The sequence below is a fragment of the Herbaspirillum sp. GW822-FHT03A08 genome, assembly GCF_058801885.1.
Genome location: NZ_JBXANR010000003.1, coordinates 40,241 through 64,739, shown reverse-complemented (window position 1 = coordinate 64,739; position 24,499 = coordinate 40,241). Strand labels below are relative to the sequence as shown.

Genomic DNA, 24,499 nt, shown 5'->3' with positions numbered 1-24,499 from the left:
GCGAATGACAATTAAAGGCTGATGAACGATCTTCAGTTTCCATCCAGCAAAAACTGCTTTACGCCCGCCACATCCAGGAAATAATGGCAAAGCTGCACCGCCGGCTGCCCGGCCTTTTGCCCGACCAGAACCGGCACCAACTCGTCATAACGAGCGACCAGCGCCTCCTCCGCGTCGACATCAATCATCTCGACAGTGAAGTCGTGATCGGCGCGAAATGCTTCCAGCGCATGCGCCATGTCTTCACACAAATGACAGTACGAACGGGAATAGACGATGAAATGAGTGACTGACATCAAACGCCTCGATCTGCGCTACGCATTACAGAAAAAGGCTGCATGCCGTGAAGCATGCAGCCCTTGCCAAACAAGCCTTGAATCAGGTCTGGCTGCCTGACTTAGTTACCGCTGGTGCTGGGTCGCAACGGAACGAACTGCGACGAATCGCCACGACGCACCAACACGGCTGCACGCTTCTTCGAGTCCAGCTTGGCGACCAGACCATTGAATTGCTTGGCGTCTTTGATATCAATATCGTTGAGACGCTGCACTACGTCGCCGGCACGCAAGCCTGCCGCGGCGGCTACACCGACGGAGGACTCAACCAGTACGCCGTTTTCAACCTTTAATTCCTTCTTCTGAGCGTCGCTCAGGTCGCTGACGATCAATCCCAACGCATTTGGCGCAGCCTCTTGCTTTGGCTTCTTCTCTTCCACCTTGGCCGGCTTATCTGCCTCAAGCTCGACAACCGTCAGGCTGACATCACGCGCCGTACCCTTGCGCCAGATGTTGACCGTCGCACGCGAACCCGGCTTGATGTTTCCGACCATGCGCGGCAAATCGCTCGGTTTTTCAATCGTGGCGCCGTTGAACTTGAGAATGATGTCGCCGGCTTCCAGACCGCCCTTGTCGGCAGGACCGCCCGGCTCGACCCGCTGCACCAGTGCGCCTTGCGCTTTGCTCAAGCCCAGAGATTCGGCGACGTCCTTCGTGACTTCGCCGATTTGTACGCCGATACGACCGCGCGTCACGCGTCCGCTTGCCTTCAATTGATCGGAGACGCGCAACGCCTCATCGATAGGCACTGCAAACGAAATCCCCATGAAGCCGCCGGAACGGCTATAAATCTGGGAATTGATACCGATAACTTCACCCTTGAGGTTGATCAGCGGACCACCCGAATTACCCGGATTAACAGCGACATCGGTCTGAATCAACGGCAAATAATCGCCGGTGTCACGAGCCTTGGCGGAAATAATCCCGGCCGTCACGGTATTTTCCAGGCCGAAAGGCGAACCAATCGCCAACACCCATTCACCGGCGCGAATCTTGTCCGAATCGCCGATAACAAGTCGCGGCAAGCTGGAGCCATCGATTTTCAACAAAGCCACGTCGGTACGCGTATCGGAACCAATGATCTTGGCTTTGAACTCGCGCTTGTCGGTCAGGGTGACGTAGACGTCACTTGCACCTTCGACCACGTGAGCGTTGGTCATGATGTAGCCGTCTGCAGAAATGATGAAACCGGAACCAACGCCGCGAGGCACTTCTTCCTGAGGCTGAGCACCACCACCCTTGCCCTTATTACGAGGCGTATTTGGCGTGTTAGGCGTATTCGGCTGCTGCTGACGAGGCATGGGCACACCAAAGAAGCGGCGGAAAAACTCTTGCATCTCTTCGTCATCAGCACCTGCCTGAGGCTGACCGGTTTTGACGCGCTCGGTCGTGCGAATGTTGACGACGCCTGGGCCGGTGCGGTCGACGATATCGGCGAAATCAGGCAAGCCCGCAACCGCAGGCGCGGCGACCGCGGCACTCAGGCCGGACAATGCCGGCGACAGCGCAAGCACGGAAGCACTCAGCAGCGACGACAACAAGACTTTCTTGGCGGGGATCATCATGTGGATTTTTGTATTATTTGGATTTGAACTCTATTGAATTCGATACTTGCCGGATCGCAGCACCGGGTACTTCGCCGACAACGGTCAGCCAGTAATCGCCCTGGCGGCGACCGACAATGTTCATGGCGCCCTGCTGCATGGAACCTTCGGTACGGCTTTGCGAGCCGGGTTCGATAAAGACCGAAATCGCGGCAAGACCATCCGAAAATACGATCTGAGAAACTTCGCGCTGGGTAGTTACACCATGCTGAGCCGCAGCAGCGCCTGTATTTTGAGTGTCCGAAATCAGGCGTTTGACTTCCTGGATCTTCTTGAATCCCGGCGGCGGCGTTACCGACCAGCCAGCCAGATTGACCTGGCTCATGACGGAATTCTCGATGTGCCAGCCATTGGTGTTGGTAAAGCTTGGCTTGACGCGGTTGTGGTCGATGTTGCCGATTTCAATCTGCGTAAAGGAAATCTGCTCCACCACATCATTCTTGGCGTCGAAGGTCTGTGCCCGCAATAGCAATCCGGTAGCCTTGTCGGCCCACAGCTTGTAGCCGTAGCGCAATTTGTCTTTCGGCTCGAGGATCACTGCCTGGCAATCATGGCCGGCAACGCGTCCGGTTTCACCCATTTTGACACTGTAATAGTCAACCAGATCCGTCGGATTAGCCGCCAGAATCGCGGGAAAAACGTCGCGGGTGATGCGTTTTTCGATCAGAACCGTTTTGGCTTCAGGCACGTAACAGGCGACGTCATCGTTGTTGCGGATGTATTCGCGCGGCTTGCCATCGAGGACTTCCAGCTTTTCAATTTCGTTCTTGCCGGCCAGGATATGCGTAATGCGCGACGTACGTATCTGATTGGACTGCTGATAAACGAAAGTACCGGAATAATTGAGCCGCTGAGCAGCGGATTGGATTTTCTTGAGTAAAACCTGCGCGTCCTGATTGTTGCTCACTTTTGTCGGCAGTGCATTCTCCGCCCGAGCGGAGAATGCCATGAATGCCGAAAGGAATAGAACTACCCGGAGCAAACCTTGTGTCTGCCGCATATTATTTGTCTGAGTCAATTGCGAAAGCCGCCGAACGGGCGTATTGGACCGAACTGTACATGGATGGCGAGAAGCGCTGATGAGCCAGCAGATAATCGTCAATACGAGGATCCCGGGTAACCTCTCCCTGCTGCGCCAGGCTGTTGACCTGAACGGCGCCTTGCGGAGAGGACGATGCTGCCACGGTTGTAATACCCGAACCTGCCGGAGCAACCATGGTCGACGTCGCTGCAGCACCATTGTTGGCCATCGTCACCGATTGCTGCGGAGAAGTCACGAAAACAACCGCTACAACAGCTGCCGCAACCGCAGCACCCGGCATGGCAAAGCGTCGCACAAAACGTCTGCGCCCCGATCCGCCATTTGCGGCTGCCGGCAGAATAATCTGCTCCGCCGCCACAGCATTCAGCTGTGGGGCGATGATTGCTGGCTCGGCATCAAGACGCGCGCTCATCTTCGCCGCGAATCCCTCGCTCAGCGAGAAAGCCATTTCCTCTGAGCGCAGAACGTCGCCAATCTGATGATACAGATCCCATGTGATCTGCTCCTCAGGCTGTCGCAACACGGCCAACGCTACGTTGACGTGTGCGTCAACAAGCTCACCGTCGGCCAATGCCGAAATCTGTTCTCTGCTAATTTCTTTGGTATCCATAAGTAGTCACCCGGCCACAAAATTCAGTTCCATCACCCACTCTTATTTTTATGTCGCTTACCTACAAAAACTCTATAAAACTCTTAACGCACTACAACCGCATTCTGCATACAGCTTCCGACCTTACCAGCGCTTATCGATTGCCGTGCCCAACAACGGCCTGAGCTTTTCCGCAATCGCTTCGCGTGCCCGGAAAATCCGGCTACGCACGGTGCCAATCGGGCATCCCATGGCATCAGCAATTTCGTCGTAACTCAATCCTTCAATCTCTCGCAGCGTGATCGCTGTCCGCAACTCCTCCGGCAGCGCCTCCATTGCGACATTGACGGTCTGGGCAATCTGCTTGGTCGCCAGCATCGACTCGGGAGTATTGATGTCCCTTAGGTGCTCTCCATCGTCAAAAGTTTCAGCTTCTTCGGCATCCGCCTCCGTGGAAGTAGGAGCCCGGCGTCCCATAGTGACGAGATAATTTTTCGCGGTATTGATCCCGATACGGTACAACCACGTGTAAAACGCAGAATCACCGCGGAACTGAGGCAGCGCACGGTAGGCTTTAATGAACGCCTCCTGCACTACATCCTCAGCTTCAGCCTGATCGCGCACCAAACGCGAAACGAGCCGCATCAGTTTCCGTTGATATTTGGCAACTAATAGCTCGAACGCCTTCTTATCGCCACGCTGTACACGCTCGACAAGCAGTTGATCAATTTCGCGTTCCGTCGTCAAATCCAGGTTCCTTGTTTTTTTATCATTTCTGCACAAACCGAATCATTGACCAGTTGTGACGCAATAAATTCAGCAAGCGTACTATCTTTTTAGCTTTTTAGTGAAACGCCTTCCTAATGGGCGTCGCTATTATGACTTGCAACCCATCGGCAGGCCACTTGCAGCGCCCGAAAAGTTTCCTTCGAGACAGAGTCCGGCAAGACAGGTATGGTGCGCACTTTGCCGTTTTCAAGTCTGAGACGCAGTAAAAGAAGATTCGGCCACACTGTGGAACCGGCCAGCAACTGCGCCAGACCGCCACTCACCACCCGGGATCCCGCCTTGGCCCGCACAACGGCGTGATGCTCCACGAGACGGATCTGCCCTGTTCCGGAAATATGCAGCCAGACCGCCTTGCGATTTTGCAGCACCAGCCAGAATGCCAGCAACGCTGCCACAATGCAGATTGCAGCCAGAGACATTCTGAGGATGAAAGACAATTGCCCCACCAGAGCAAAAGCAAAGGTAACGCCGATGAGAGCGACGACGATAGCTGCTGCAGCCATCATGATCAATAGCATACGGGAAGGCTTAATATCCGCGGAGACTGCTATCGACATATAAATTGGAGTGGAGAAACAAACTCGGCTTTCAATTGAAAGCCGAGCCTGATACTGACATCTTTACACCTTACCGAACACCAGAGTGCCGTTAGTGCCACCGAATCCAAATGAATTCTTGACGGCAATATCAATCTTCATATCGCGCGCCTGATTGGCACAGTAATCAAGGTCACATTCCGGATCCTGATTAAAGATGTTCATCGTCGGAGGAGAGATTTGATTATGCAACGCCAACACGGTGAACACCGATTCCAACCCACCTGCACCGCCCAGCAAGTGGCCGGTCATGGATTTGGTGGAATTGACGACCATCTTGTAAGCGTGATCGCCAAAGGCTGCCTTGATCGCGTCGGTTTCGTTCTTGTCGCCCAGCGGGGTCGACGTACCGTGCGCATTCAGGTACTGCACTTCGTCCGGGTTGACGCCGGCATCGCGCAGAGCTGAAACCACGCAGCGACGCGGGCCATCCAGATTCGGCGCGGTCATGTGATAAGCGTCGCCGCTCATCCCGAAACCCAGCACTTCAGCGTAGATCTTGGCGCCACGCGCCTTGGCGTGTTCGTACTCTTCCAGCACCATCACACCGGCCCCCTCGCCGAGCACGAAGCCATCGCGATCCTTATCCCATGGACGGGATGCAGTCGCCGGATCGTCATTGCGCGTCGACAGTGCACGTGCAGAAGCGAAGCCGCCGATACCCAATGGCGAAACACTGGACTCCGCACCACCGGCAATCATCACATCGGCATCGCCGTACTGAATCATGCGGCTGGCCGAGCCGATGCAATGCAAACCTGTCGTGCAAGCAGTCACGATGGCCAGATTAGGCCCCTTCAGACCGTACTTGATCGACAAGTTACCGGAAATCATATTGATGATCGACGCCGGAATGAAGAACGGGCTGATGCGGCGTGGGCCGCGATTGGTCAGCTCTTCATGCGTCTGCTCGATCAGAGGCAAACCACCGATACCGGAACCGATGATGACGCCGATACGCTCGGCGTTTTCGTCGGTAACGACCAGGCCACTGTCCTGCATAGCCTGCATCCCGGCCGCCATGCCGTAATGGATAAAGGTATCCATATGGCGGGCTTCTTTGGCGGGGATGTAGTCTTCGATATTGAAACCCTTCACTTCACCCGCGAAATGCGTGGTGAAAGGAGTGGCGTCAAACTTCGTGATGGTAGCAATGCCCGACTTACCTTCTTTGACTGCACCCCATGCATCGGCAATGTTGTTGCCAACAGGTGAAATGCACCCCAGACCGGTAATGACTACACGACGTTCACGTGAGCGGCTCAAGCAATTCTCCTAGAGTCGTTCAAAACCAGCTTAGGCCTTGACGTGTGCCTTGGCGTAATCAATCGCCTGTTGCACGGTTGTAATTTTTTCAGCTTGTTCGTCAGGGATTTCCATTTCGAACTCATCTTCCAGTGCCATGACCAGTTCGACTGTGTCGAGCGAGTCAGCGCCCAGATCGTCCACGAACGACGATTCAGTCTTGATGTCAGCTTCAGCGACGCCCAGTTGCTCAGCGACGATCTTTTTAACGCGTTGTTCGATATCGGACATAAGTGCCTCCAGTGGATAGGTTACAAAAGTGCGCGCATTTTATCAGGTTTGCACGCTAAAAATTTACTTTTAAGTATTCTCAACAAGAATACTTAACTTGCTGCCAATTGCGTCCAAAGACGCTTAATTCATATACATGCCGCCATTGACATGCAAGGTCGTGCCGGTGATGTAGCCAGCCTGCGCCGATGCCAGGAAAGCGACTGCCGCAGCGATGTCCTCGGGAGCACCCAGGCGACCCAGCGGAATCTGCTGCAACAAGGCGGCAGTTTGCTGCTCGCCCAGCACTTTGGTCATGTCAGTATCGATAAAACCCGGCGCGATGCAATTGACCGTGATGTTGCGGCTGCCGATTTCACGCGCCAGTGCGCGGCTCATGCCGGCGACACCTGCTTTGGCGGCTGCGTAGTTCATCTGCCCGGCATTACCTGCCGAGCCGACCACGGAAGTGATGTTGATGATGCGGCCGTGCCTGGCCTTCATCATGCCGCGCAACACGGCGCGCGACAGGCGCCCCACGGCGGTCAGATTCGTGGAAATGACATTATCCCACTCCTCTTCCTTCATGCGCATGGCGAGCTGATCTTGCGTGATGCCGGCGTTGTTGACCAGAATCGAAAGACCGCCGAATTCTTTTTGTATCGTCTCGATGACCGCGTTGCAGGCAGCAACGTCCGTCACATTGAGAACGACGCCTTTGCCGCAGCCTGGCTGCAATTGCTCCAGATATTCGCTGATGGCGGCAGCGCCGGCCTCTGAGGTTGCCGTGCCGACCACTTTAGCGCCCTGGCGAACCAGTTCCTGAGCAATGGCGCGACCGATACCGCGGGATGCACCGGTGACCAGCGCAACTTGATTTTGCAGGTTTTGCGAAATTTGATCACTCACTTCAACAACTCCAATACTTTGTCCAGAGAAGCCTGATCGACGATTGCTTCGCCGGTCAGATCGCCATTGATGCGCTTGGTCAGGCCGGCAAGTACCTTGCCGGGACCGCATTCGACGACGTGGGTAATACCCTCGGCCGACATTTTTTGCACAGTCTCCACCCAACGCACGGCACTGGCCGCCTGACGCACCAGCGCATCCTTGATGGCGGCAGGATCATTGACGATGGCAACATCGACGTTATTGATCAGCGGCAGTTGCGGCGCAGAGAATGGCACGTTGGCCAGATACGCTTGCAAACGATCCGAAGCAGGCTTGAGCAGCGACGAATGGAACGGCGCAGAAACCGGCAACACCAGCGCGCGCTTGGCGCCCTTGGCCTTGGCGATTTCACAGGCACGCTCGACAGCGGCCTTGCTGCCGGCAATCACGACTTGCGCCGGCGAATTGTAGTTGACGGCTTCCACCACCTCGCCTTGCGCAGCTTCAGCGCAGGCAGCACGCACGTCATCGTCCGACAAACCGAGAATTGCCGCCATGCCGCCCTGGCCGACAGGAACCGCTTCCTGCATGGCTTGTGCACGGAAGCGCACCAGCGGCACCGCATCCTTGAATGCAATCACGCCGGCCGCAACCAGCGCAGAGTATTCGCCAAGGCTGTGACCGGCGACCAGCGCCGGCGCCTTGCCGCCCGCAGCAAGCCATGCGCGATAAAACGCCACGGCGGCAGTCAGCATGACCGGCTGGGTGTTAGTGGTCAGATCGAGGTCCTCTTTCGGGCCTTCGGCAATCAGTTTGCCGAGATCAAACTGCAACGCATCGGAAGCTTCCGCAACAGTCGCCTTGACGACTTCGTTATCAGCGAATCCGTTCAACATTCCGATGGCCTGAGAACCCTGGCCCGGGAAAACAAAAGCAAATTTTGTCATGCTCTATTTTGTCGTTAGTAAATCAATTCGTATCAGCACGGAATGCGCGCCTGCTTACATCCGGACCAGCACGGCGCCCCAGGTGAAGCCGCCGCCAACGCCTTCCATCATGACATTGTGACCCGGCTTGACGCGACCATCGCGCACTGCCTGATCCAAGGCCAGCGGAATGGACGCTGCCGATGTATTTCCATGTTCATCGACCGTCACCACCATTTTTTCCAGCGGCAGCCCGAGCTTCTTGGCCGTACCCTGCATGATGCGGATATTGGCCTGATGCGGAATCAGCCAGTCGACTTCCTTGGCGTCGACCTGAGCAATCGCCAGCACTTCACGCGCAACCTTGTCCAACACGGAAACCGCCAGCTTGAATACCGCAGGACCATCCATGTAGAGATAAGCATTGCCGGCAACTGCTCCATCATTGACGTTGCCAGGCACGCACAGAATGTGGCCATGGCTGCCGTCAGCATGCAATTTCGAGGCGAGAATGCCGGGTTCTTTTGACGCCGTCATGACAATCGCGCCGGCGCCGTCGCCGAACAGCACACAGGTAGTACGGTCTTCAAAATTGAGAATGCGCGAAAACACTTCCGCGCCGATCACCAGCACGTTCTTGTGCGCGCCGGACTTGATGAAGCTGTCTGCCACCGACATCGCATAAACGAAGCCGCTGCAAACCGCTTGTACGTCCATCGCAGCAGCGCCGTTGGTGATGCCCAGCTTGCGCTGAACGACACAGGCCGTGCTCGGAAAACCGCCCAGATGATCCGGCGTTGAGGTCGCCATGATGATGAGATCGATATCATTCGGCTGCAGTTTGGCCATCTCAAGGGCGCGTAGCGAAGCTTCTATGGCGAGATCGCTCGACAACACGTCCGGCTCAGCATAGTGGCGCGCGGAAATGCCGCTGCGCGATACGATCCATTCGTCGGAAGTCTCGATACCCTTTGCTGCCAACTGCTTTGCCAACTCATCGTTGGTTACACGCTTGGGCGGCAGATAGCTGCCGGTGCCGACAATTTTGCTATAGAGAGTCATACCGTTTTCTGTTCTGTTAGTTCGGTTGATGTGGCGGCGCGATCAGCGACATGCAAGGCCTCCACCTGCGGAATCAATTCCGCCATCGTTGTCGTGATGCGCGACAACACGTCATATTTGGCCGCATCGTAAGCGCGACGGATCGCCCATTCAAACGCGTACACATCAGCGCCGCCGTGACTTTTAAACACCAACCCGCGCAAGCCCAGCAAGCTGGCGCCATTGTAACGGGACGGGTTCAGCCGACGCGACAAGGCCTTGATGGCGCCGTACGCAATCAGGGCGCCCAGTTTGTTGAAGAAGCCTTTTTTGAATTCTGTGGTGAGGACGATTTTAACGAAACGTCCCAACCCTTCCGACGCCTTCAGCGTCACATTGCCGACAAAACCGTCGCACACCACGATATCCGTGGTGCCTTCAAAAATGTCGTTGCCTTCGACGTTGCCGTAAAAATTAAGTATGCCCTTTTCATGGTCGGCGTGCAGCAACTCGGCCGTCTGCTTGACCACTTCGTTGCCCTTAATTTCTTCTTCGCCAACATTGAGCAGCCCAATAGACGGCTTGGCCTTGCCTTCCATAGCGGAAACCAGAGCGGAACCCATCAATGCAAATTGATGTAAATGCTGCGGCTCGCAATCCACATTGGCGCCCAGATCGAGCATGTAGGTCGGACCGTCTTTTTGATTCGGGAGAATGGTGCAGATAGCCGGGCGATCGACGCCTGGTATCGTTTTGAGTACATAGCGGGAAACTGCCATGAGTGCGCCGGTATTGCCGGCGGAAACCGCCGCATTGGCCTGGCCGTCTTTGACCAGATTCACGGCGACACGCATGGACGAGTCTTTTTTGCGCCGCAGGGCGACTTCAATCGGATCGTCCATTGTGACGACCTCAGATGCGTGCTGGACGTGAATCCGGGCGGCATCTGCCTGCTTGTGCTTGCGCAAAGCAGCGCGCAACAACTCTTCCTGACCGACCAAGATCAACTCGGCGTCAGGTTCGCGCTGCAGAAAAGAAATGGCGGCTGGGATAGTAACTGACGGGCCGTGATCGCCGCCCATGCAGTCAATAGAAATTTTGATGGTCATTGTTTTGATTCAGAGCCTTGCCAACCCGCATTATGGGGCAGATTTGGCGCGATTCAAAATGACGCGCTACGCTGATTCAGCATAATAAAAAGCGGCGCCAATTAAAAAATCATTGCGCCGCGTTCCGCCTTAACAGCAATCCCGATTACTCGTCGTTCTTAGTCTTCAGAACTTTACGACCACGGTAGAAACCGTTCGGGCTGATGTGGTGACGCAGGTGTGTTTCACCAGTTGTCGGCTCGACTGCCAGCGGTGGCGCTGTCAGGAAATCGTGTGCACGATGCATACCGCGCTTCGATGGGGTCTTTTTGTTTTGCTGAACAGCCATGATAACTCCTAAACCTTAAGTTCTAAAATTTTAACATATCCGGCTAGCAAATTGACTGACCAACCGAGAATCCGTACTTCGGCAAGCCCGAAAGCCCGCCTCCAACAATTACTGCTTTAAATTCTTTAATACCGAAAACGGAGAAACTTTCTCTGCCGCAACCGCTTCAGACGCCACATGACCGGGACACACATCGTGCTTGGGAGCCACCGGCAACGCCAGCAAAGCCTCATCCTCAACCAGAGTATGCACATCAAAAGCCGCATCGCCGACAATGACATCAACCTCTTCATCATCGAGCAACTCTTCGATGGCGTCCGCGGCATCTTCATCCCTGGCCAGCACGAGCTTCGAATCGGACGACACCTGAAACGGCATCGACGTCAAACAACGCTGACAGACCAGATTAACCTGACCAGAAATAGAGAGACTCAATTGCGGATGCCCGAGCTTGTCGACACCGCCGCTCAACGACCACTTAAGGGCGCCGGAGCGATCAACCGTTTCGCTGGCAAGACGCGCCAGATCGGCTACCGATAACTCGCCTTCGGCTTGCTCTTTGAGCCGACTAAAGTCAAATGCGTCGATCACAAAAGTGCCCATGGCGAAAGCAGAATCCGGAAAACCTGCGATAATAACAGCGTTTTCCCTTATTCGTCAAAGTGTTAGCGCATTTTTAGCAAACACTTCTTACCTGTTGTCGCATAATGCACAATTCCGCACCCCTCCCCCGCCTGATTCTGGCCTCCAGCTCGACCTACCGGAAAGAGCTGCTATCCAGGCTGCAATTGCCTTTCGAGGCGATTGCACCGGATATCGACGAGACTCCCGCAGCAGGAGAACGCCCGGAAGCCACGGCCCTGCGCCTGGCCAGACAAAAAGGCGAGGCTATCGCAAAGCACAGCCCGAACTCGCTTATCATCGGCTCCGACCAGGTCGCCACGCTTGATGGCATACAAATCGGCAAGCCCGGCAACCACAACAATGCACTGAAGCAACTGATACTTATGCGTGGCCGGCGCGTGACCTTCCACACAGCATTGTGCCTGCTGGACAATCGCAATCCCAGCGAGCCCGTCATACAAATCGAGAATATCCAGACCTTCGTCACCTTCCGCAACCTGTCCGACGACGAACTCGATGCTTACTTGCGCATTGAACAACCTTACGACTGTGCCGGCAGCGCTAAAAATGAAGGCCTGGGGATCGCCATCCTCGAAAAAATCGACAGCACCGACCCTACCGCCCTGACCGGCCTGCCCATGATTGCGCTGACCGGCATGCTGCGCAAGGCAGGCATGCCGTTTTTCGGCATCGCCGATCCGACCTCAGCCTGATTCGCAACAAACCCACTCCACACAATGCAATAAGGGGCAAACACCCCTTATTGCCGACGCCGATCAGAGATAAAAACCTCCGAACCCATCAAGCATTTATTTGAACGTGATCAGATCGCCGCGGCTCAAGGTAACCTTCTTGTCCGCCAGCGGCGTGTTGTTTGCATTGATGAAGCCTGGCTGATTCAGTACCTGATAACGCGCCACCTGCGTACTGATGGCGGCCGGGCTGGAAATGCCATCTTCCGCCACCACCACGGTGAATCCGCGGGTATTGGCATGGAAGGACGTATACATCACCGCGCCATTGGCCGCACTGCCGACAATCACCAGCGTCTCCGCCTTGACCTGCTTCAGCAGCTCCTCCAGATTGGTGCCTGTGAATTTGTTGGCACGGGTCGAAACTACAGGCTCGCCCGGCTGCGGCGCAACTACCGACAGCATTGGCGGCGGACCGGAAGGGCTGACGGTGGTCGAATACAGAACCGGAACCTTGGCTGCACGCGCCTTGTTGATGAGCGACACGATTGCCGGTACGGTAGCGAGGCAAGCAGGATTAGGCTGACACACGGCCGAATTGATATCCAGCACCAGCAATGCCGTCGAACCGGCAGCCAGCGTCACCGGCGCGGGCGCAGGAATTTCCGGCAGGGTATTGGCATTCACGGTGGGCGCAGTCGTTGAAACAGCACTGCACGCCGTCAATGCGGCGAGCACAAATGCCGATGCAGCGTGATAAGCAAAGCGTTTGTGAATCATGTTTGTAACTCCTTAAGTGGGACCTACTACTTCATCAGTGGCATTGGCATCCAGAACTTACAGATGCATCTTATTTCTGGCGGCGCGGATAACCCTCGGCAGTGATGCGCTTCCACACCACGTCTTTTTCCTCCTCAGTCATGAAGACCCAATGCGCGACTTCCGACACGGTACGGCCGCAACCGCGGCAAACATCGTCAAAAGTTGTTGAGCAAACTGCAACACAAGGTGTATCAGGACGTTCCGGGGGAGTTTGGGGCATGGATATCTTTACGAGGACTACGTGGCAACTGGGCGACATCTTACCAAGAAGCAGAGCCGCAGTCTTATGAGCCGAATTCTGGGCAAAAAAAAGCCCGCGAACCAGAGGTTGCGGGCTGAATCCAATTTCTTAAGGAGGAAAATTGGAGGAGACAGGTGCAACTATAGCGATCACCTCCGCCCTCGTCTGCTTTATTGTTCCAATAGCAGACATTCACCAATCCAATAACTTATACCTCAAACGCTAGCCTGCACGTTCTGCAACCGGCGCCGTCGACACGGTCGGCTTCGGCGGATCGCCTTTGCGCTGACACGCCGCCATCAACAACACAGCAAGAATGACTGAAATAAGAGCAGCTTGGCGCATGGCGGTCTCCTGTATCTGTTCAGATCGGTACTTCGCGTGTCCTCACTATTTTAGACGCCATCAGATCAAATCGTTCGACATGGGCAACAGACACATCAGGATGCCACCACACGCAGACCGGCCGAGGCTCGCGCCAGATTGTTCACATACAACGCGGCCACCATGTCTGCCTGCGTCACCATCCCTACCAGACGTCTATCATCATCGATCACGGGAATCTGATGCACGCCTTCATCAGCCATCAGAGGCACCAACTGCACGATCGGCAAATGCGCAGATGCCGTTCTGACCCTGGCGCTCATGATCTGCCCGACTACCTCCGGCTTGATGGAATGCGTATGCGGCGTGCGCCGCAGGAAGGCGCGCAGCTTGTCGCCCAGACTCTGATAATCATGCGGACCGGCATGATGCAGAAAATCGGTCTTTGTGACAATGCCGATGACGCGGCGCGCCCTGTCCACCACTGGCAACGCCTGCAGCCGGTGCTCACGCATCAAGCGCCACGCCTCTGCCAGCTCGGTCGAAAATTCCGCCACAACAACATCACTCGACATGATGTCTGCGCAGACTGTCTCACCGAAGCGGCGACGGTAAGCCTCCATCTCCGTTTGCAGAAAAATCTCTTCCAGATCATCACGACTGATATCCAGCACCTGGTTATAGCGCCGCAGCACCGCGTCAAGATCATCATGAGAAAATCCCAATCGCGCCGTCGGCGCCGCATCAGCCGTCCGATGAACATTGTTCCGGTGTTCATTTTGCTGAGTGTGAGGATAACGCCGCCGCGTTGCATTGTTGAAGAACAAAGCCATCGCCAACAAGAGAAATGAATTGAGCAACACCGGCGTCAATACAAATCCGTATCCCATCGCATGCACTGCCGGACCGCCGAGCACTGCCGTCAACGCGACCGCACCGCTGGGCGGATGAATGCAGCGCAACGCAAACATGCAAGCGATCGCCAGGGCAATCGCCAGCGCCGCCGCCAGAGCTGGCTCAGCCACCAGCTTGGCGCACGACACGCCTACCAGCGCCGATACCAGGTTGCCGCCAATGATGGACCATGGCTGCGCCAGCGGGCTGGCCGGCACAGCGAACAGCAGCACCGCCGACGCTCCCATGGGCGCAATCAACCACACGGTCGCCGCCTCATGCGGCAAGATCGACACGCTCAACAACCCTGTCAGCAGAATTCCAAACAAGGCACCCACACTAGCGCGCATGCGCTCGAAGCGATCTACCGCAGATCGTTGCGGAATAAAACTCCTCAGCCATTGAAGGATAGAATCGCGCATGCCCCAATCCATTTTTGCAGGAAATCAAAAACCATAAACCGCAATTACATCACAAGATGATATATTTTGCTGCAACAAGGCATTACTATGCAGGATTGCCGGGATTCCACACCCGCTTACCCGCCCCACCACACCATCAATGAAAACACCCTCACGCCTGCAAAAAGACGATTTCGAAGCTCTGTCGGAATTTCGCTATCAGTTGCGCCGCTTCATCCGTTTCAGCGAAGACGCCGCACAAGGCGAAGGCCTCACGCCGCTGCAATATCTGCTTATGCTGCATATCAAGGGGTTTCCGGGTCGCGAGTGGGCCAGCATCAGCGAACTGGCTGAACGCCTGCAATCCCAGCACCACGGCGTGGTGGCGTTGGTGACGCGATGTGAAAAGGCGGGATTGGTGACGCGCACGCAGGATGACAAGGACAAGCGCCTGGTACAGGTGAGACTGACAGAAATCGGAGAACAGTATCTGCACCGCCTGGCTGAATTACATCGTAACGAACTGCACTCGCTGTCGAGCGTCTTTCAGGTATCGAACATCTCGGCCTTCAATGATCGCGACTGAGAAGGCAAAAATCAACCGGCTCGCACAACCTGATTGCGTCCACCATTCTTAGCGACATAGAGCGCTTCATCCGCCATACGAATCATGTGATCGAGATTTTCTGCGCGGGAACGTGCGCTCACGCCAAAGCTGGCGGTAATGGAAATTTGCGAACCATCGCCAGCCGCGATGACATGCCCCGCCAACGTTGCACGCAATTTTTCCGCCACAACCAACGCCTGCTCCAGATCAGCCTCCGGCAACAGAATGATGAACTCCTCGCCGCCGTAACGCGCAAGAATATCCACCTTGCGCAGCAGCTGCGCAATCAGCTGCACGGCGTTACGCAAAATGCTGTCGCCCGCAAGATGGCCATGCGTGTCATTGATGCGCTTGAAATGATCGATATCCAGAAGAATGAGCGCGAGATTGCGCTTGTAGCGCTGCGCCACCGCCAACTGCTGCTCGCTATGCGCAAAAAACGCGCGCCGGTTCAGTACGCCGGTCAAGAAATCCGTATTTGACGACACCTGCAATTGCTGTATCAGCGTCTCGCGCTCGCTGGCCAGCCCGATACGCTCAAGACTGCGCGCTTTCAGCACTTGCAACGCGCGCAGCATGTCGCCGATTTCATCCCGATAGCGTGCCTTTGGAATCTCCACATCGAGATTATCGACCGCCAACCCGGTCACTAGCGTCGTCGCCCTCAGAATCGGCGCCAGCACGCGCTGACGCACGAGATACATCAGAACGAAGAAAAAGGCCACCGCCGCAATCGCCATCACAATCGTGGCAACCAGATAGTTGCGCGCCTGGCGGTTACGAATTTCCGCATCGCGAATCAAGTCGGCAAGGATGACATCGCGCAAGCGCAAGATCGACGCCATCGGCGGCACGTAACGCGCGGCCAGCTCCGCCGTGGTCAATCCATAGTCACCCGAAATCAGCCCAACCTGTAGCAATTCACCCAAAATCGGCAAACCCTTGCCGAAATATTGCGCATCAAGATCCGACAAGGCAGCGTTGTAAGCCGCATTGTTCCGGTAGGCCCGCATCTGGATATTGAGCAAAGAGCGCAACTGCTCGATACGGCCGTAGAGCTTGCCGATCTCGATGACTTCATCCTTGGTCAGGGGCCGCTGGGTGATCACCGGCGCGGTGAATTTGGACCCGACCTGGCCGGCGTATTCGCGCAGGCTCGACGCCACGCGCATGCCGGTCAGACCGTCCAGCAATTCCGGATCGGATTGAATGGCGATGCTCGTCAAATCGGCAACCGCAGTCACAAAGGGAGGAATCAGATTGATCATGCCGCTGACTGCGGCAGACACATCATCGGAAGACCGCTGAGAACGCGGCAAGCCTACCTGGCGATCCACGTCCGAGCGCGCCGGCTCCAGCGCGCCCTTGACGTATTCGATCTTGCGAATGACCGGGGCATAGCGCACATCGGCATCTGCGCGCAGAACGTCGAGCAACGCAGCGATCGATTCGTCGGTTTGTTCACGCGCAGCCTGAAGTTTTCTGGAAAGCTGAGGCAGATCGGCAGGCTCGCCACCCATGAGCGCATTGGAGGGACCTCGCTCGATGGAAGCTTTTTCCATGGCAATCATCGTCAGTTGCACCACCCGCACCGTCTCGACGCTGCGAGCGCCGCGGCGGTACTCACCCCATTCGCTGGAGACAATCCTTGCGGCCAGCGCGAGAAAGATCAGCATCAATGCGACCGAGATTAGCCAGAACAGACGATTCAGCGACATCTTTATTACCTTCGAAATATCCGCAGAATGAAGAAAATTGCAAATTAAACAACTTTCAACGATCGCCATTATAGTGCAGCGATCCGGAATTACTCACTCTTCAGCTACAAAGCAACAAACTCGGCCCTGGATAAACAACGGACCAGGCGCAATCAACAACAAGAACCAATTTTTTTCTGGAAGAAGCAACGGCAGTATTCGATGTACCGATGCAGTCTGGATAGCAAAACGCCCGCATAAAGCGGGCGTTGCTTGTATCTGGCGGAGAGGGTGGGATTCGAACCCACGGTACGGGAAACCGTACGCCTGATTTCGAGTCAGGTACATTCGACCACTCTGCCACCTCTCCGGTTAACCTAGTCGAAATTACTGCCCGAGGGCAGCAAAGCAAAAGATTATAGCAGAATCATTTTAGAGATGGAAATAGGTCTGCGATGTTTTTCTATAAATTTTATTCCCGGCAGATTCCGACAGGCGTCGAAAATAATTTACGCATCATCATCTTGTCATAAATCTCCACTACGATCAGATGTTGCCTGCCATTCGGACAAGGCATTCACACTCACTTACAGTTGGACCCAGTGGACCTGACAATGGCACCTTTTGCCGCACATGATTTCGACAACATCCCCCCCTTTCCCGCTGCGCATGCCGGCGAGACAGGAGACGCCGGCAATGCTCGCCAGCTCGAAGAACAACAGGATTCGCATCTGTTGTCCCATCTTCACGAAATCATTGCACAGCGCAGCCTGACGGCCCTGTTTCAACCTATCATTCGCATGCGCAGCGGCGAGATCGTCGGCTATGAAGGTCTGATTCGCGGTCCGTCCAACAGCCCCCTGCATTCACCGCTGAATCTGTTCAAGGTGGCGCGCGCCAACAAGCTATCGGTGCAAGTCGAGCATCTCTGCCGCCACATCGTCATGGCGCAGTTCGCGCAATCCGGTTTGCCGGGCAATCTGTTCCTCAACGTCAGCCCGGGCGCGCTGGTGCAACCCGAAGCGATTCAGGGTGAGACTTTGCGTCACCTGGAAAAACTCGGCATCAACCCGCAACGCATCATCATCGAGCTGACCGAGAACGAACCGACCTACGACTACCAGTTGCTGCGCAACGCCGCCATGCATTACCGCGACATGGGGTTCCAGATCGCGATCGACGATCTGGGCGAAGGTTTTTCCAGCCTGCGTCTGTGGTCAGAATTGCAACCGGAATACGTCAAGGTCGACATGCACTTCATTCAGGGCATCAATAACGACCCGATGAAACTGCAGTTCGTACGCTCCATTCAGGAAATCGCCGAAAAGTCCGGCTCCATCGTCATCGCCGAAGGCATAGAAACCCAGGCTGAGTTGCTCACCATCCGCGACCTCGGCATCGCCTGCGGCCAGGGCTATCACATCGCGCGGCCGCACGCCAATCCGAAGACCGTGGTCGGCGACGACATCAGCAAGATCCTGCGCCGCGACAAGGTACCGCTGGCAACACAAAAATACGGTCCGACCAAAAAAAGCGCCACCGTTTTCAAATTGCTCCGCGAGACACAATACGTTTCGCCCAGCGTGCCCAACGATGAAGTCTACGATCTGTTCGTCAACGATCCGCAGCTCCAGGCATTACCGGTCGTCAGCAACGGCATTCCGGTCGGCCTGATCAATCGCTACAGCATGGTGGAACGCTTCGCCCGCCTCTACGGCCGCGAGTTGTACGGCAAGAAGTCCTGCACCTTCTTCATGGACCCGAATCCACTGCTGACCGAACAAGACACCAGCCTGCAAGACCTCAGCCACATTCTGGTGCAGGCCGAATCGCATCACTTGTCGAACGGCTTCATCATCGTCGATCAGGGGCAATATGTCGGCATGGGCACCGGCCACGACCTGCTGCGCGAGATCACGCAAATGCAGATCGAAGCAGCACGCTACGCCAATCCGCTGACGCAATTGCCGGGCAATGTGCCGATCAACGAACACATCGAGTTCCTGTTGCAAAGCGGTGTGGAGTTTTGCATCTGTTACTGCGATCTGGACAACTTCAAACCCTTCAACGATGTCTACGGCTATCGCAAGGGCGACGACATGATCCAGCTGACCGGCCGCACGCTGAGCCAGTATTGCGATCCGCAGCTCGACTTCATCGGCCACATCGGCGGCGACGATTTCCTGATCATGTTCCAGAGCGAAGACTGGGAACATCGCTGCAAAGCCATGCTCGACGCATTCAGCACCGCATCGCAAAGCTTCTACTATATGGAAGACAAAGAGCGCGGCGGCTACTACAGCGAAGACCGCCAGGGCAATCGCGTGCTCCATCCGCTGGTCAGCCTGTCGCTGGGCGCAGTCAAGATCGAGCCGTCGCAATACTCGTCGCCGCACCAGATCGCCTCCGCCGCGACCAAGGCCAAGAAACAAGCCAAGAAGACACCCGGCAATAGCTTATTCATAGAGCGGCGGATTCCGGCCACTTTCGCGTGGGCAATGTAAACGATAACAAGGTGCTGCGGCGATGACTGCGCCTGATATCTGATCAACGATGAAAAAAGGGCTGACGATATTGAATCGTCAGCCCTTTTTTATCTTACCGGCATGAAGGCTCGATGCCGGCTCCGGTTCGTGACTCTTATGGCGCCAGCTTTTCCAAGCCGCCCATGTAAGGACGCAGTGCCTCAGGAATCACCACACTACCGTCAGCCTGCTGGCCATTCTCCAGCACCGCGACCAGCGTACGACCGACCGCCAGGCCGGAGCCGTTGAGTGTGTGAACCAGCTCAGGCTTTCCTTGAGCATTACGGAAACGCGCTTGCATGCGACGTGCCTGGAAGGCTTCGCAGTTCGAGACCGACGAAATCTCACGGTACGTATTCTGCGCCGGCAGCCACACTTCAATGTCGTAAGTCTTGGCCGCGCCGAATCCCATGTCGCCGGTGCACAGCGTAATCACGCGGTAAGGCAGACCCAGCTTCTTGAGAATGTTTTCGGCGTGGCCGAGCATTTCTTCCAGCGCTTCGTAGGATTTCTCCGGATGCACGATCTGGACCATTTCGACCTTGTCGAACTGATGCTGGCGAATCATGCCGCGCGTGTCGCGGCCATAGCTGCCGGCTTCAGAGCGGAAGCACGGCGAATGCGCCGTCATCTTCAACGGCAGCGTGTCACCGGCGACGATCTCGTCGCGCACCAGATTGGTCAAGGGTACTTCCGCTGTCGGGATCAGGTACAGCGCCGTGTTGTCACTGGTGTCGCCTTCCTGGCCGCCCTTCTTTGCCGCAAACAGATCGGCTTCGAACTTTGGCAGCTGGCCGGTACCGCGCAGCGAATCGGCGTTGACGATATACGGCGTATAGCATTCGGTGTAGCCGTGTTCCAGCGTATGTGTATCGAGCATGAACTGCGCCAGCGCGCGATGCAGACGGGCGATGCCGCCCTTCATGACGGCGAAGCGGGAGCCGGTCAGCTTGGCTGCGACGTCAAAATCCAGGCCGAGCGCAGCGCCGACGTCGACGTGATCCTTGACTTCGAAATCGAACACCGGCGGCGTGCCGACCTTGCGTACTTCGACGTTACCGCTTTCGTCAGCACCGGCAGGTACCGATTCATGCGGCAAGTTCGGCACGGTCAGCAGGAAGTCGCTCAGTTGCGCCTGCACTTCTTCCAGACGGGTAGCCGATGCCTTGAGCTCGTCGCCTATGCCGGACACTTCCGCCATCACCGCCGATGCGTCTTCACCCTTGCCTTTGAGCATGCCGACTTGCTTGGACAGGCTGTTGCGCTTGCCCTGCAATTCCTCGGTACGGGTCTGAATCTGCTTGCGCTCGCCTTCGAGCGCATTAAAAGCGGTGACATCGAGCTGGAATTTGCGCGCGGCCAGACGGGCGGCGACATTGTCGATGTCTTTACGAAGAAGTTGAATGTCGATCATGGAATGCCAAATGTGAAAATGCGGTAAAACCGAGATTGTACCAAGGACATTGCCTGTCCTCGCCATCCGGTGGCTTATTGCGGAAAATAATGCGGCAAAAATAGCGGCGCCCTTGCCCAATGTCGCTCCGGTCGCTCCGGCTTGCGTTACCATTGCCGCCAATCTCTCCATCACATCAGAGAAATATCACAGGAACGCGCCATGTCCGATACACCTTCGCAACCGCCGCTGCTTGCCTACATCATCGGCTTCGCCCTTGCCGCCTGCTGCGCCATCTGGGCGGGTTCGCAGTTCGCTCTGACCGGTTCCAGCATCGGCTACGGCGTGTTGACCGGACTTAGTTTCGGCGCCATGTTCGCCTTCGGCCAACGCGTCAAGAATCGCCTGTTCCCGACGCCGGAATCCACCAAATGGAAAATCAATGCCGGCCCGACCGCAGCCGACCTGCGCCCGGCACGCCGCGCCGCCGCGCGCGCCAAGCCGGTGACGGTCGCTTTCGATGACGAATTCATCAAAACCTCGCGCGGCGATGCCGAGCTGGAAAGCATCGCCTGGCAAGACATCAACCGCATCGTCATCACCATCGGCGATGATTTTCTACCGATGCCGTACTGGATGATTGCGACCACCAAAGGCGGCATCCGCCTGCCCAACGACACGCCAGGGCTGGAAAACCTGATGGAAGAGTTCAAAGCGAAACTGCCGGGTTACGACAACGATGCGACCTACAATGCGGTGATCAGCGCCATGGGGGCGATGGAAGGCACGTTTGAGGTGTGGAAGAAGGCTGTCTCAGCCTAGTGCCATTATTGCCATTGCTGTCGTCCCAGCGAACGCTGGGACCCAGTGTCGTAACGACCGCCCATACGACGCCGGGCCCTGACTTTCGTCAGGACGACAGTTCCTTTAGCATCCGTGATGAATACAAACATTTTTCGATTCCACTGAACGGCCTTACTGCTTGGATCCGGCGCTACCCTTTGTTATTGTTCTTGTATTCCCGATCCAGATCACGCAGATGCGCCATCTTGTCGCCGATCTTAGCCTCTAGCCCACGCGGCACCGGCTGGTACCAATGCGGATCAGGAATACCATCGGGCAGATAGGTTTCACCTGCGGCGTAGCCTTCCGGCTCATCATGGGCATAGCGATACAGTTTGCCGTAACCCAGTTCTTTCATCAGCTTGGTCGGCGCATTGCGCAGATGTTCAGGCACGCCGCGCGACTTGTCCTTGGCGACAAAAGCGCGTGCCTGGTTGTATGCCATGTAGCCGGCATTGCTCTTGGCTGCAATCGCCAGATAGATCACGGCTTGCGCCAGGGCCAGCTCTCCCTCGGGTGAACCGAGACGTTCGTAGGTGGCGGCGGCGTCATTGGCGATCGTCATAGCGCGTGGGTCGGCCAGGCCGATGTCTTCCCACGCCATGCGCACGATGCGGCGCGCCAGATAGCGTGGATCGGTGCCGCCGTCGAGCATGCGCGTCAGCCAATACAAGGCGCCGTCGGGGCTGGAGCCGCGTACTGACTTATGCAATGCGGAAATCTGGTCATAAAATGCGTCGCCGCCTTTGTCGAAACGGCGCAAGGCGTCACCCAGGCATTCGGCCAACACTTCTGGGCCGACAATGCCGACATTCTTCGCTTGCGCCGCACGCGCCACGATTTCAAGATTGTTGAGCAACTTGCGGCCATCGCCGTCGGCGCTGGCGATCAGCATTTCTTTTGCTTCCGGCTCGAATTGCAAACCATCCAGTTCTTCGCGGCAGGCGCGATCGATCAGCGCGCCCAGGTCGTCTTCCGTCAGCGATTTGAGCACATAGACGGCCGCGCGCGACAACAGCGCGCCGTTGACTTCGAAGGATGGATTTTCGGTTGTCGCACCAATGAAAGTGAACAAGCCGCTTTCCACATGCGGCAGGAAAGCATCCTGCTGACTCTTGTTGAAGCGATGCACTTCATCAACGAACAGGATCGTGCGGCGGCCGGAATTAGCGCGGGTGACCTGTGCGCGCTCCACGGCTTCGCGAATGTCCTTGACGCCTGACAGGACCGCAGACAAGGCGATGAATTCGGCATTGAAACTGTCGGCCATGATGCGCGCCAGCGTGGTCTTGCCGACACCCGGCGGGCCCCACAGGATCATCGAATGCGGCTCGCCCGATTCAAAAGCCACGCGCAGCGGCTTGCCCGCGCCGAGCAGATGCTGCTGGCCGATGACATCGTCAAAGGAATGCGGGCGGAGACGTTCGGCTAACGGCGCAGAATTCATGCGGTTGTAAAAATGGAGAGTTAAGATCGGACGGATCGCAGGATCGCTAGTCTAACCGATCCGACAGCAGCACATCGGCCCAGATGCTAGAATCCTGCCGGGTTCACGGATAGGAGTCGGCTTAAAGCCGACCTCGCGCCGGGGACTTGCCATTCTGCTTACATCACTTCACGCCTCAGGGCGTTTCTGCTCATGCCTTTTGTTGTCACCGATTCCTGCATCGCCTGCAAATACACCGACTGCGTCAGCGTCTGCCCCATGGATTGTTTTGTCGAAGGACCCAACTTCCTGGCGATTGATCCTGACGGCTGCATCGATTGCTCGATGTGCGTGCCGGAATGCCCGGTCGGCGCGATCTACAACGAAACCGACCTGCCCGAAGCGCTGAAACATTTCACCGACCTGAACGCAAAACTGGCCAGGCACCCCGGCTGGAAACCGATTACCCAGGCGCAGGCACCGATGCCGGATCATGAGCAATGGCGCGACGTGGAAGGCAAGATCGGCATGCTCAAGATGTCCATCTGAGACGGTAACCCGGCCTATCAGTTATTGAAGACGTCGGCGCCCTTGGGCACGACGAAAGTGAAGCTGGTGGCCTTGAGCGGTGGGTTCTTTTCAAAGTTCGTGAACGACAGCAGCGAAGTCTGGCCGAAAGAATCACGCAGCTCCATCGCTTGCGGCACGCCGTCCTTCAAACCGATGCCGATGCGATCGAAGGTCGTATCCTTGCTCCTGGGCGTGGCCTCCAGCCATTCCATGCCATCCTTGGCGCCGCCCTCTTTCAGCGTGAAATTCTTTTCCAGATCGTTGCTGCCGAACAGGATCGCAGCGGGCGATGAGCCGAGCGCGTTGCCCAGTTTTTTGGTAGTAACCTGATTCAGATCCTTGTCGTAAATGAACAGCTTGTCGCCATCGGCCTGCAAGACTTGCTCATACGGCTTCTGATAGGTCCAGATGAATTTACCCGGACGCGAGAACACAAAAGTGCCGCTGGAGGTATTGGAGACTTTGACCGTGCCGCTGTCGGTCTTGACCAGACGCTGCACAAACTGGCCTTTGGCCGATTGCGTCGACGACACGAATTGCTTGAACTGTTCCAGCGCGCTCGCCGAAGCCTGAGCAGAAAACAGCGCCATGGTCAACCCCGCCACCGCAGCGGCGAGTTGCCATTTCTTCATGCGAGGTAATGCGGATCGTTGGGCTTGCGTTGCTTCTTGTCTT

At 56.2% G+C, this 24,499-nt stretch carries 27 protein-coding genes and 1 tRNA gene; 5 read left to right on the top strand and 23 right to left on the bottom strand.

The window, feature by feature from the left end; translation table 11 throughout:
• Positions 1 to 32 precede the first annotated feature (32 nt).
• From AC1RN6_RS09400 to AC1RN6_RS09335, 14 genes are all read right to left on the bottom strand, one after another.
• Positions 33 to 296 (bottom strand): glutaredoxin family protein, encoded by a 264-nt coding sequence (locus AC1RN6_RS09400; RefSeq protein ID WP_493004857.1) that lies wholly within the window; start codon positions 294 to 296, stop codon positions 33 to 35.
• Between the two features lie 101 nt (positions 297 to 397).
• A complete protein-coding gene (locus AC1RN6_RS09395) occupies positions 398 to 1,897 on the bottom strand; it encodes a DegQ family serine endoprotease (protein ID WP_493005874.1) in 1,500 nt (499 codons plus the stop codon).
• A gap of 16 nt (positions 1,898 to 1,913) precedes the next feature.
• Positions 1,914 to 2,939, bottom strand: coding sequence for a MucB/RseB C-terminal domain-containing protein (locus AC1RN6_RS09390; protein WP_493004856.1), 1,026 nt, complete (start codon positions 2,937 to 2,939; stop codon positions 1,914 to 1,916).
• A gap of 1 nt (position 2,940) precedes the next feature.
• Complete coding sequence (locus AC1RN6_RS09385; RefSeq protein ID WP_493004855.1) at positions 2,941 to 3,591, bottom strand: sigma-E factor negative regulatory protein; 651 nt, start codon at positions 3,589 to 3,591, stop codon at positions 2,941 to 2,943.
• 123 nt (positions 3,592 to 3,714) lie between these two features.
• The gene (gene rpoE, locus AC1RN6_RS09380; RefSeq protein WP_007881448.1) at positions 3,715 to 4,317 is read right to left on the bottom strand and encodes an RNA polymerase sigma factor RpoE; all 603 of its coding nucleotides are present in this window, start codon (positions 4,315 to 4,317) and stop codon (positions 3,715 to 3,717) included.
• 113 nt (positions 4,318 to 4,430) lie between these two features.
• On the bottom strand, positions 4,431 to 4,916 hold the full coding sequence (locus tag AC1RN6_RS09375) for a protein YgfX (RefSeq protein WP_493004854.1): 486 nt from the start codon (positions 4,914 to 4,916) through the stop codon (positions 4,431 to 4,433).
• 63 nt (positions 4,917 to 4,979) lie between these two features.
• A complete protein-coding gene (gene fabF, locus AC1RN6_RS09370) occupies positions 4,980 to 6,221 on the bottom strand; it encodes a beta-ketoacyl-ACP synthase II (RefSeq protein WP_493004852.1) in 1,242 nt (413 codons plus the stop codon).
• 30 nt (positions 6,222 to 6,251) lie between these two features.
• Positions 6,252 to 6,491 (bottom strand): acyl carrier protein, encoded by a 240-nt coding sequence (acpP, locus tag AC1RN6_RS09365; protein WP_007881445.1) that lies wholly within the window; start codon positions 6,489 to 6,491, stop codon positions 6,252 to 6,254.
• A 123-nt stretch (positions 6,492 to 6,614) separates the two neighbouring features.
• Positions 6,615 to 7,379, bottom strand: a complete 765-nt coding sequence (gene fabG / locus AC1RN6_RS09360) for a 3-oxoacyl-ACP reductase FabG (protein WP_493004851.1) — start codon at positions 7,377 to 7,379, stop codon at positions 6,615 to 6,617.
• A complete protein-coding gene (fabD, locus tag AC1RN6_RS09355) occupies positions 7,376 to 8,308 on the bottom strand; it encodes an ACP S-malonyltransferase (protein WP_007881443.1) in 933 nt (310 codons plus the stop codon). Before fabD ends, fabG begins: the two co-directional genes overlap by 4 nt.
• A gap of 54 nt (positions 8,309 to 8,362) precedes the next feature.
• Entirely contained in the window at positions 8,363 to 9,349 is a 987-nt protein-coding gene (locus tag AC1RN6_RS09350; protein WP_493004850.1) for a beta-ketoacyl-ACP synthase III, read from the bottom strand.
• Entirely contained in the window at positions 9,346 to 10,437 is a 1,092-nt protein-coding gene (plsX, locus tag AC1RN6_RS09345; RefSeq protein ID WP_493004849.1) for a phosphate acyltransferase PlsX, read from the bottom strand. Before plsX ends, AC1RN6_RS09350 begins: the two co-directional genes overlap by 4 nt.
• Before the next feature lie 145 nt (positions 10,438 to 10,582).
• Positions 10,583 to 10,765: a 50S ribosomal protein L32 gene (gene rpmF / locus AC1RN6_RS09340; RefSeq protein WP_006463510.1), complete on the bottom strand. Its 183-nt coding sequence runs from the start codon at positions 10,763 to 10,765 to the stop codon at positions 10,583 to 10,585.
• A 108-nt stretch (positions 10,766 to 10,873) separates the two neighbouring features.
• On the bottom strand, positions 10,874 to 11,368 hold the full coding sequence (locus tag AC1RN6_RS09335; RefSeq protein ID WP_493004848.1) for a YceD family protein: 495 nt from the start codon (positions 11,366 to 11,368) through the stop codon (positions 10,874 to 10,876).
• Between the two features lie 104 nt (positions 11,369 to 11,472).
• Between AC1RN6_RS09335 and AC1RN6_RS09330 the strand changes: the two genes are divergently transcribed.
• The gene (locus tag AC1RN6_RS09330; RefSeq protein ID WP_493004847.1) at positions 11,473 to 12,102 is read left to right on the top strand and encodes a Maf-like protein; all 630 of its coding nucleotides are present in this window, start codon (positions 11,473 to 11,475) and stop codon (positions 12,100 to 12,102) included.
• 96 nt (positions 12,103 to 12,198) lie between these two features.
• Here the strand turns inward: AC1RN6_RS09330 and AC1RN6_RS09325 are convergent, their stop codons facing one another.
• The 4 genes from AC1RN6_RS09325 to AC1RN6_RS09310 all read right to left on the bottom strand — a co-directional run bounded on the left by AC1RN6_RS09325 (position 12,199) and on the right by AC1RN6_RS09310 (position 14,784).
• Positions 12,199 to 12,861, bottom strand: a complete 663-nt coding sequence (locus AC1RN6_RS09325) for a cysteine hydrolase family protein (RefSeq protein ID WP_493004845.1) — start codon at positions 12,859 to 12,861, stop codon at positions 12,199 to 12,201.
• A gap of 70 nt (positions 12,862 to 12,931) precedes the next feature.
• Complete coding sequence (locus AC1RN6_RS09320) at positions 12,932 to 13,123, bottom strand: DUF1289 domain-containing protein (RefSeq protein ID WP_493004843.1); 192 nt, start codon at positions 13,121 to 13,123, stop codon at positions 12,932 to 12,934.
• Positions 13,124 to 13,366: 243 nt separating this feature from the next.
• Positions 13,367 to 13,489, bottom strand: coding sequence for a hypothetical protein (locus AC1RN6_RS09315; protein WP_493004841.1), 123 nt, complete (start codon positions 13,487 to 13,489; stop codon positions 13,367 to 13,369).
• Between the two features lie 95 nt (positions 13,490 to 13,584).
• Positions 13,585 to 14,784, bottom strand: a complete 1,200-nt coding sequence (locus AC1RN6_RS09310) for an HPP family protein (RefSeq protein ID WP_493004839.1) — start codon at positions 14,782 to 14,784, stop codon at positions 13,585 to 13,587.
• A gap of 139 nt (positions 14,785 to 14,923) precedes the next feature.
• Between AC1RN6_RS09310 and AC1RN6_RS09305 the strand changes: the two genes are divergently transcribed.
• Positions 14,924 to 15,349, top strand: coding sequence for a MarR family winged helix-turn-helix transcriptional regulator (locus AC1RN6_RS09305; protein ID WP_493004837.1), 426 nt, complete (start codon positions 14,924 to 14,926; stop codon positions 15,347 to 15,349).
• An 11-nt stretch (positions 15,350 to 15,360) separates the two neighbouring features.
• On the opposite strand, the gene AC1RN6_RS09300 is transcribed toward AC1RN6_RS09305, so the two are convergent.
• Positions 15,361 to 17,088, bottom strand: a complete 1,728-nt coding sequence (locus tag AC1RN6_RS09300; RefSeq protein WP_493004836.1) for a diguanylate cyclase — start codon at positions 17,086 to 17,088, stop codon at positions 15,361 to 15,363.
• A 259-nt stretch (positions 17,089 to 17,347) separates the two neighbouring features.
• A tRNA-Ser gene (locus tag AC1RN6_RS09295) sits at positions 17,348 to 17,437 on the bottom strand.
• A 244-nt stretch (positions 17,438 to 17,681) separates the two neighbouring features.
• On the opposite strand from AC1RN6_RS09295, the gene AC1RN6_RS09290 reads away from it, so the two are divergent.
• Positions 17,682 to 19,571 (top strand): EAL domain-containing protein, encoded by a 1,890-nt coding sequence (locus AC1RN6_RS09290; RefSeq protein WP_493004835.1) that lies wholly within the window; start codon positions 17,682 to 17,684, stop codon positions 19,569 to 19,571.
• Positions 19,572 to 19,707: 136 nt separating this feature from the next.
• Here the strand turns inward: AC1RN6_RS09290 and serS are convergent, their stop codons facing one another.
• Complete coding sequence (gene serS, locus AC1RN6_RS09285; RefSeq protein ID WP_493004834.1) at positions 19,708 to 21,006, bottom strand: serine--tRNA ligase; 1,299 nt, start codon at positions 21,004 to 21,006, stop codon at positions 19,708 to 19,710.
• Between the two features lie 201 nt (positions 21,007 to 21,207).
• On the opposite strand from serS, the gene AC1RN6_RS09280 reads away from it, so the two are divergent.
• Positions 21,208 to 21,807, top strand: coding sequence for a hypothetical protein (locus AC1RN6_RS09280; RefSeq protein WP_493004833.1), 600 nt, complete (start codon positions 21,208 to 21,210; stop codon positions 21,805 to 21,807).
• Positions 21,808 to 21,979: 172 nt separating this feature from the next.
• Here AC1RN6_RS09280 and AC1RN6_RS09275 read toward each other — a convergent pair whose 3' ends face one another.
• Positions 21,980 to 23,275: a replication-associated recombination protein A gene (locus tag AC1RN6_RS09275; protein WP_493004832.1), complete on the bottom strand. Its 1,296-nt coding sequence runs from the start codon at positions 23,273 to 23,275 to the stop codon at positions 21,980 to 21,982.
• 192 nt (positions 23,276 to 23,467) lie between these two features.
• Between AC1RN6_RS09275 and fdxA the strand changes: the two genes are divergently transcribed.
• Positions 23,468 to 23,803, top strand: coding sequence for a ferredoxin FdxA (gene fdxA / locus AC1RN6_RS09270; protein ID WP_493004830.1), 336 nt, complete (start codon positions 23,468 to 23,470; stop codon positions 23,801 to 23,803).
• Between the two features lie 17 nt (positions 23,804 to 23,820).
• Here the strand turns inward: fdxA and lolA are convergent, their stop codons facing one another.
• Positions 23,821 to 24,456 (bottom strand): outer membrane lipoprotein chaperone LolA, encoded by a 636-nt coding sequence (gene lolA / locus AC1RN6_RS09265; protein WP_493004828.1) that lies wholly within the window; start codon positions 24,454 to 24,456, stop codon positions 23,821 to 23,823.
• Positions 24,457 to 24,499 lie beyond the last annotated feature (43 nt).

What these genes read in the sequence shown, in the direction of transcription:
- AC1RN6_RS09400 (WP_493004857.1), bottom strand. Translation starts at nt 296, where the DNA reads ATGTCAGTCACTCATTTCATCGTCTATTCCCGTTCGTACTGTCATTTG.
- AC1RN6_RS09395 (WP_493005874.1), bottom strand. Translation starts at nt 1,897, where the DNA reads ATGATCCCCGCCAAGAAAGTCTTGTTGTCGTCGCTGCTGAGTGCTTCC.
- AC1RN6_RS09390 (WP_493004856.1), bottom strand. Translation starts at nt 2,939, where the DNA reads ATGCGGCAGACACAAGGTTTGCTCCGGGTAGTTCTATTCCTTTCGGCA.
- AC1RN6_RS09385 (WP_493004855.1), bottom strand. Translation starts at nt 3,591, where the DNA reads ATGGATACCAAAGAAATTAGCAGAGAACAGATTTCGGCATTGGCCGAC.
- AC1RN6_RS09375 (WP_493004854.1), bottom strand. Translation starts at nt 4,916, where the DNA reads ATGTCGATAGCAGTCTCCGCGGATATTAAGCCTTCCCGTATGCTATTG.
- acpP (WP_007881445.1), bottom strand. Translation starts at nt 6,491, where the DNA reads ATGTCCGATATCGAACAACGCGTTAAAAAGATCGTCGCTGAGCAACTG.
- fabD (WP_007881443.1), bottom strand. Translation starts at nt 8,308, where the DNA reads ATGACAAAATTTGCTTTTGTTTTCCCGGGCCAGGGTTCTCAGGCCATC.
- AC1RN6_RS09350 (WP_493004850.1), bottom strand. Translation starts at nt 9,349, where the DNA reads ATGACTCTCTATAGCAAAATTGTCGGCACCGGCAGCTATCTGCCGCCC.
- plsX (WP_493004849.1), bottom strand. Translation starts at nt 10,437, where the DNA reads ATGACCATCAAAATTTCTATTGACTGCATGGGCGGCGATCACGGCCCG.
- rpmF (WP_006463510.1), bottom strand. Translation starts at nt 10,765, where the DNA reads ATGGCTGTTCAGCAAAACAAAAAGACCCCATCGAAGCGCGGTATGCAT.
- AC1RN6_RS09335 (WP_493004848.1), bottom strand. Translation starts at nt 11,368, where the DNA reads ATGGGCACTTTTGTGATCGACGCATTTGACTTTAGTCGGCTCAAAGAG.
- AC1RN6_RS09330 (WP_493004847.1), top strand. Translation starts at nt 11,473, where the DNA reads ATGCACAATTCCGCACCCCTCCCCCGCCTGATTCTGGCCTCCAGCTCG.
- AC1RN6_RS09325 (WP_493004845.1), bottom strand. Translation starts at nt 12,861, where the DNA reads ATGATTCACAAACGCTTTGCTTATCACGCTGCATCGGCATTTGTGCTC.
- AC1RN6_RS09320 (WP_493004843.1), bottom strand. Translation starts at nt 13,123, where the DNA reads ATGCCCCAAACTCCCCCGGAACGTCCTGATACACCTTGTGTTGCAGTT.
- AC1RN6_RS09315 (WP_493004841.1), bottom strand. Translation starts at nt 13,489, where the DNA reads ATGCGCCAAGCTGCTCTTATTTCAGTCATTCTTGCTGTGTTGTTGATG.
- AC1RN6_RS09310 (WP_493004839.1), bottom strand. Translation starts at nt 14,784, where the DNA reads ATGCGCGATTCTATCCTTCAATGGCTGAGGAGTTTTATTCCGCAACGA.
- AC1RN6_RS09305 (WP_493004837.1), top strand. Translation starts at nt 14,924, where the DNA reads ATGAAAACACCCTCACGCCTGCAAAAAGACGATTTCGAAGCTCTGTCG.
- AC1RN6_RS09300 (WP_493004836.1), bottom strand. Translation starts at nt 17,088, where the DNA reads ATGTCGCTGAATCGTCTGTTCTGGCTAATCTCGGTCGCATTGATGCTG.
- AC1RN6_RS09290 (WP_493004835.1), top strand. Translation starts at nt 17,682, where the DNA reads ATGGCACCTTTTGCCGCACATGATTTCGACAACATCCCCCCCTTTCCC.
- serS (WP_493004834.1), bottom strand. Translation starts at nt 21,006, where the DNA reads ATGATCGACATTCAACTTCTTCGTAAAGACATCGACAATGTCGCCGCC.
- AC1RN6_RS09280 (WP_493004833.1), top strand. Translation starts at nt 21,208, where the DNA reads ATGTCCGATACACCTTCGCAACCGCCGCTGCTTGCCTACATCATCGGC.
- AC1RN6_RS09275 (WP_493004832.1), bottom strand. Translation starts at nt 23,275, where the DNA reads ATGAATTCTGCGCCGTTAGCCGAACGTCTCCGCCCGCATTCCTTTGAC.
- fdxA (WP_493004830.1), top strand. Translation starts at nt 23,468, where the DNA reads ATGCCTTTTGTTGTCACCGATTCCTGCATCGCCTGCAAATACACCGAC.
- lolA (WP_493004828.1), bottom strand. Translation starts at nt 24,456, where the DNA reads ATGAAGAAATGGCAACTCGCCGCTGCGGTGGCGGGGTTGACCATGGCG.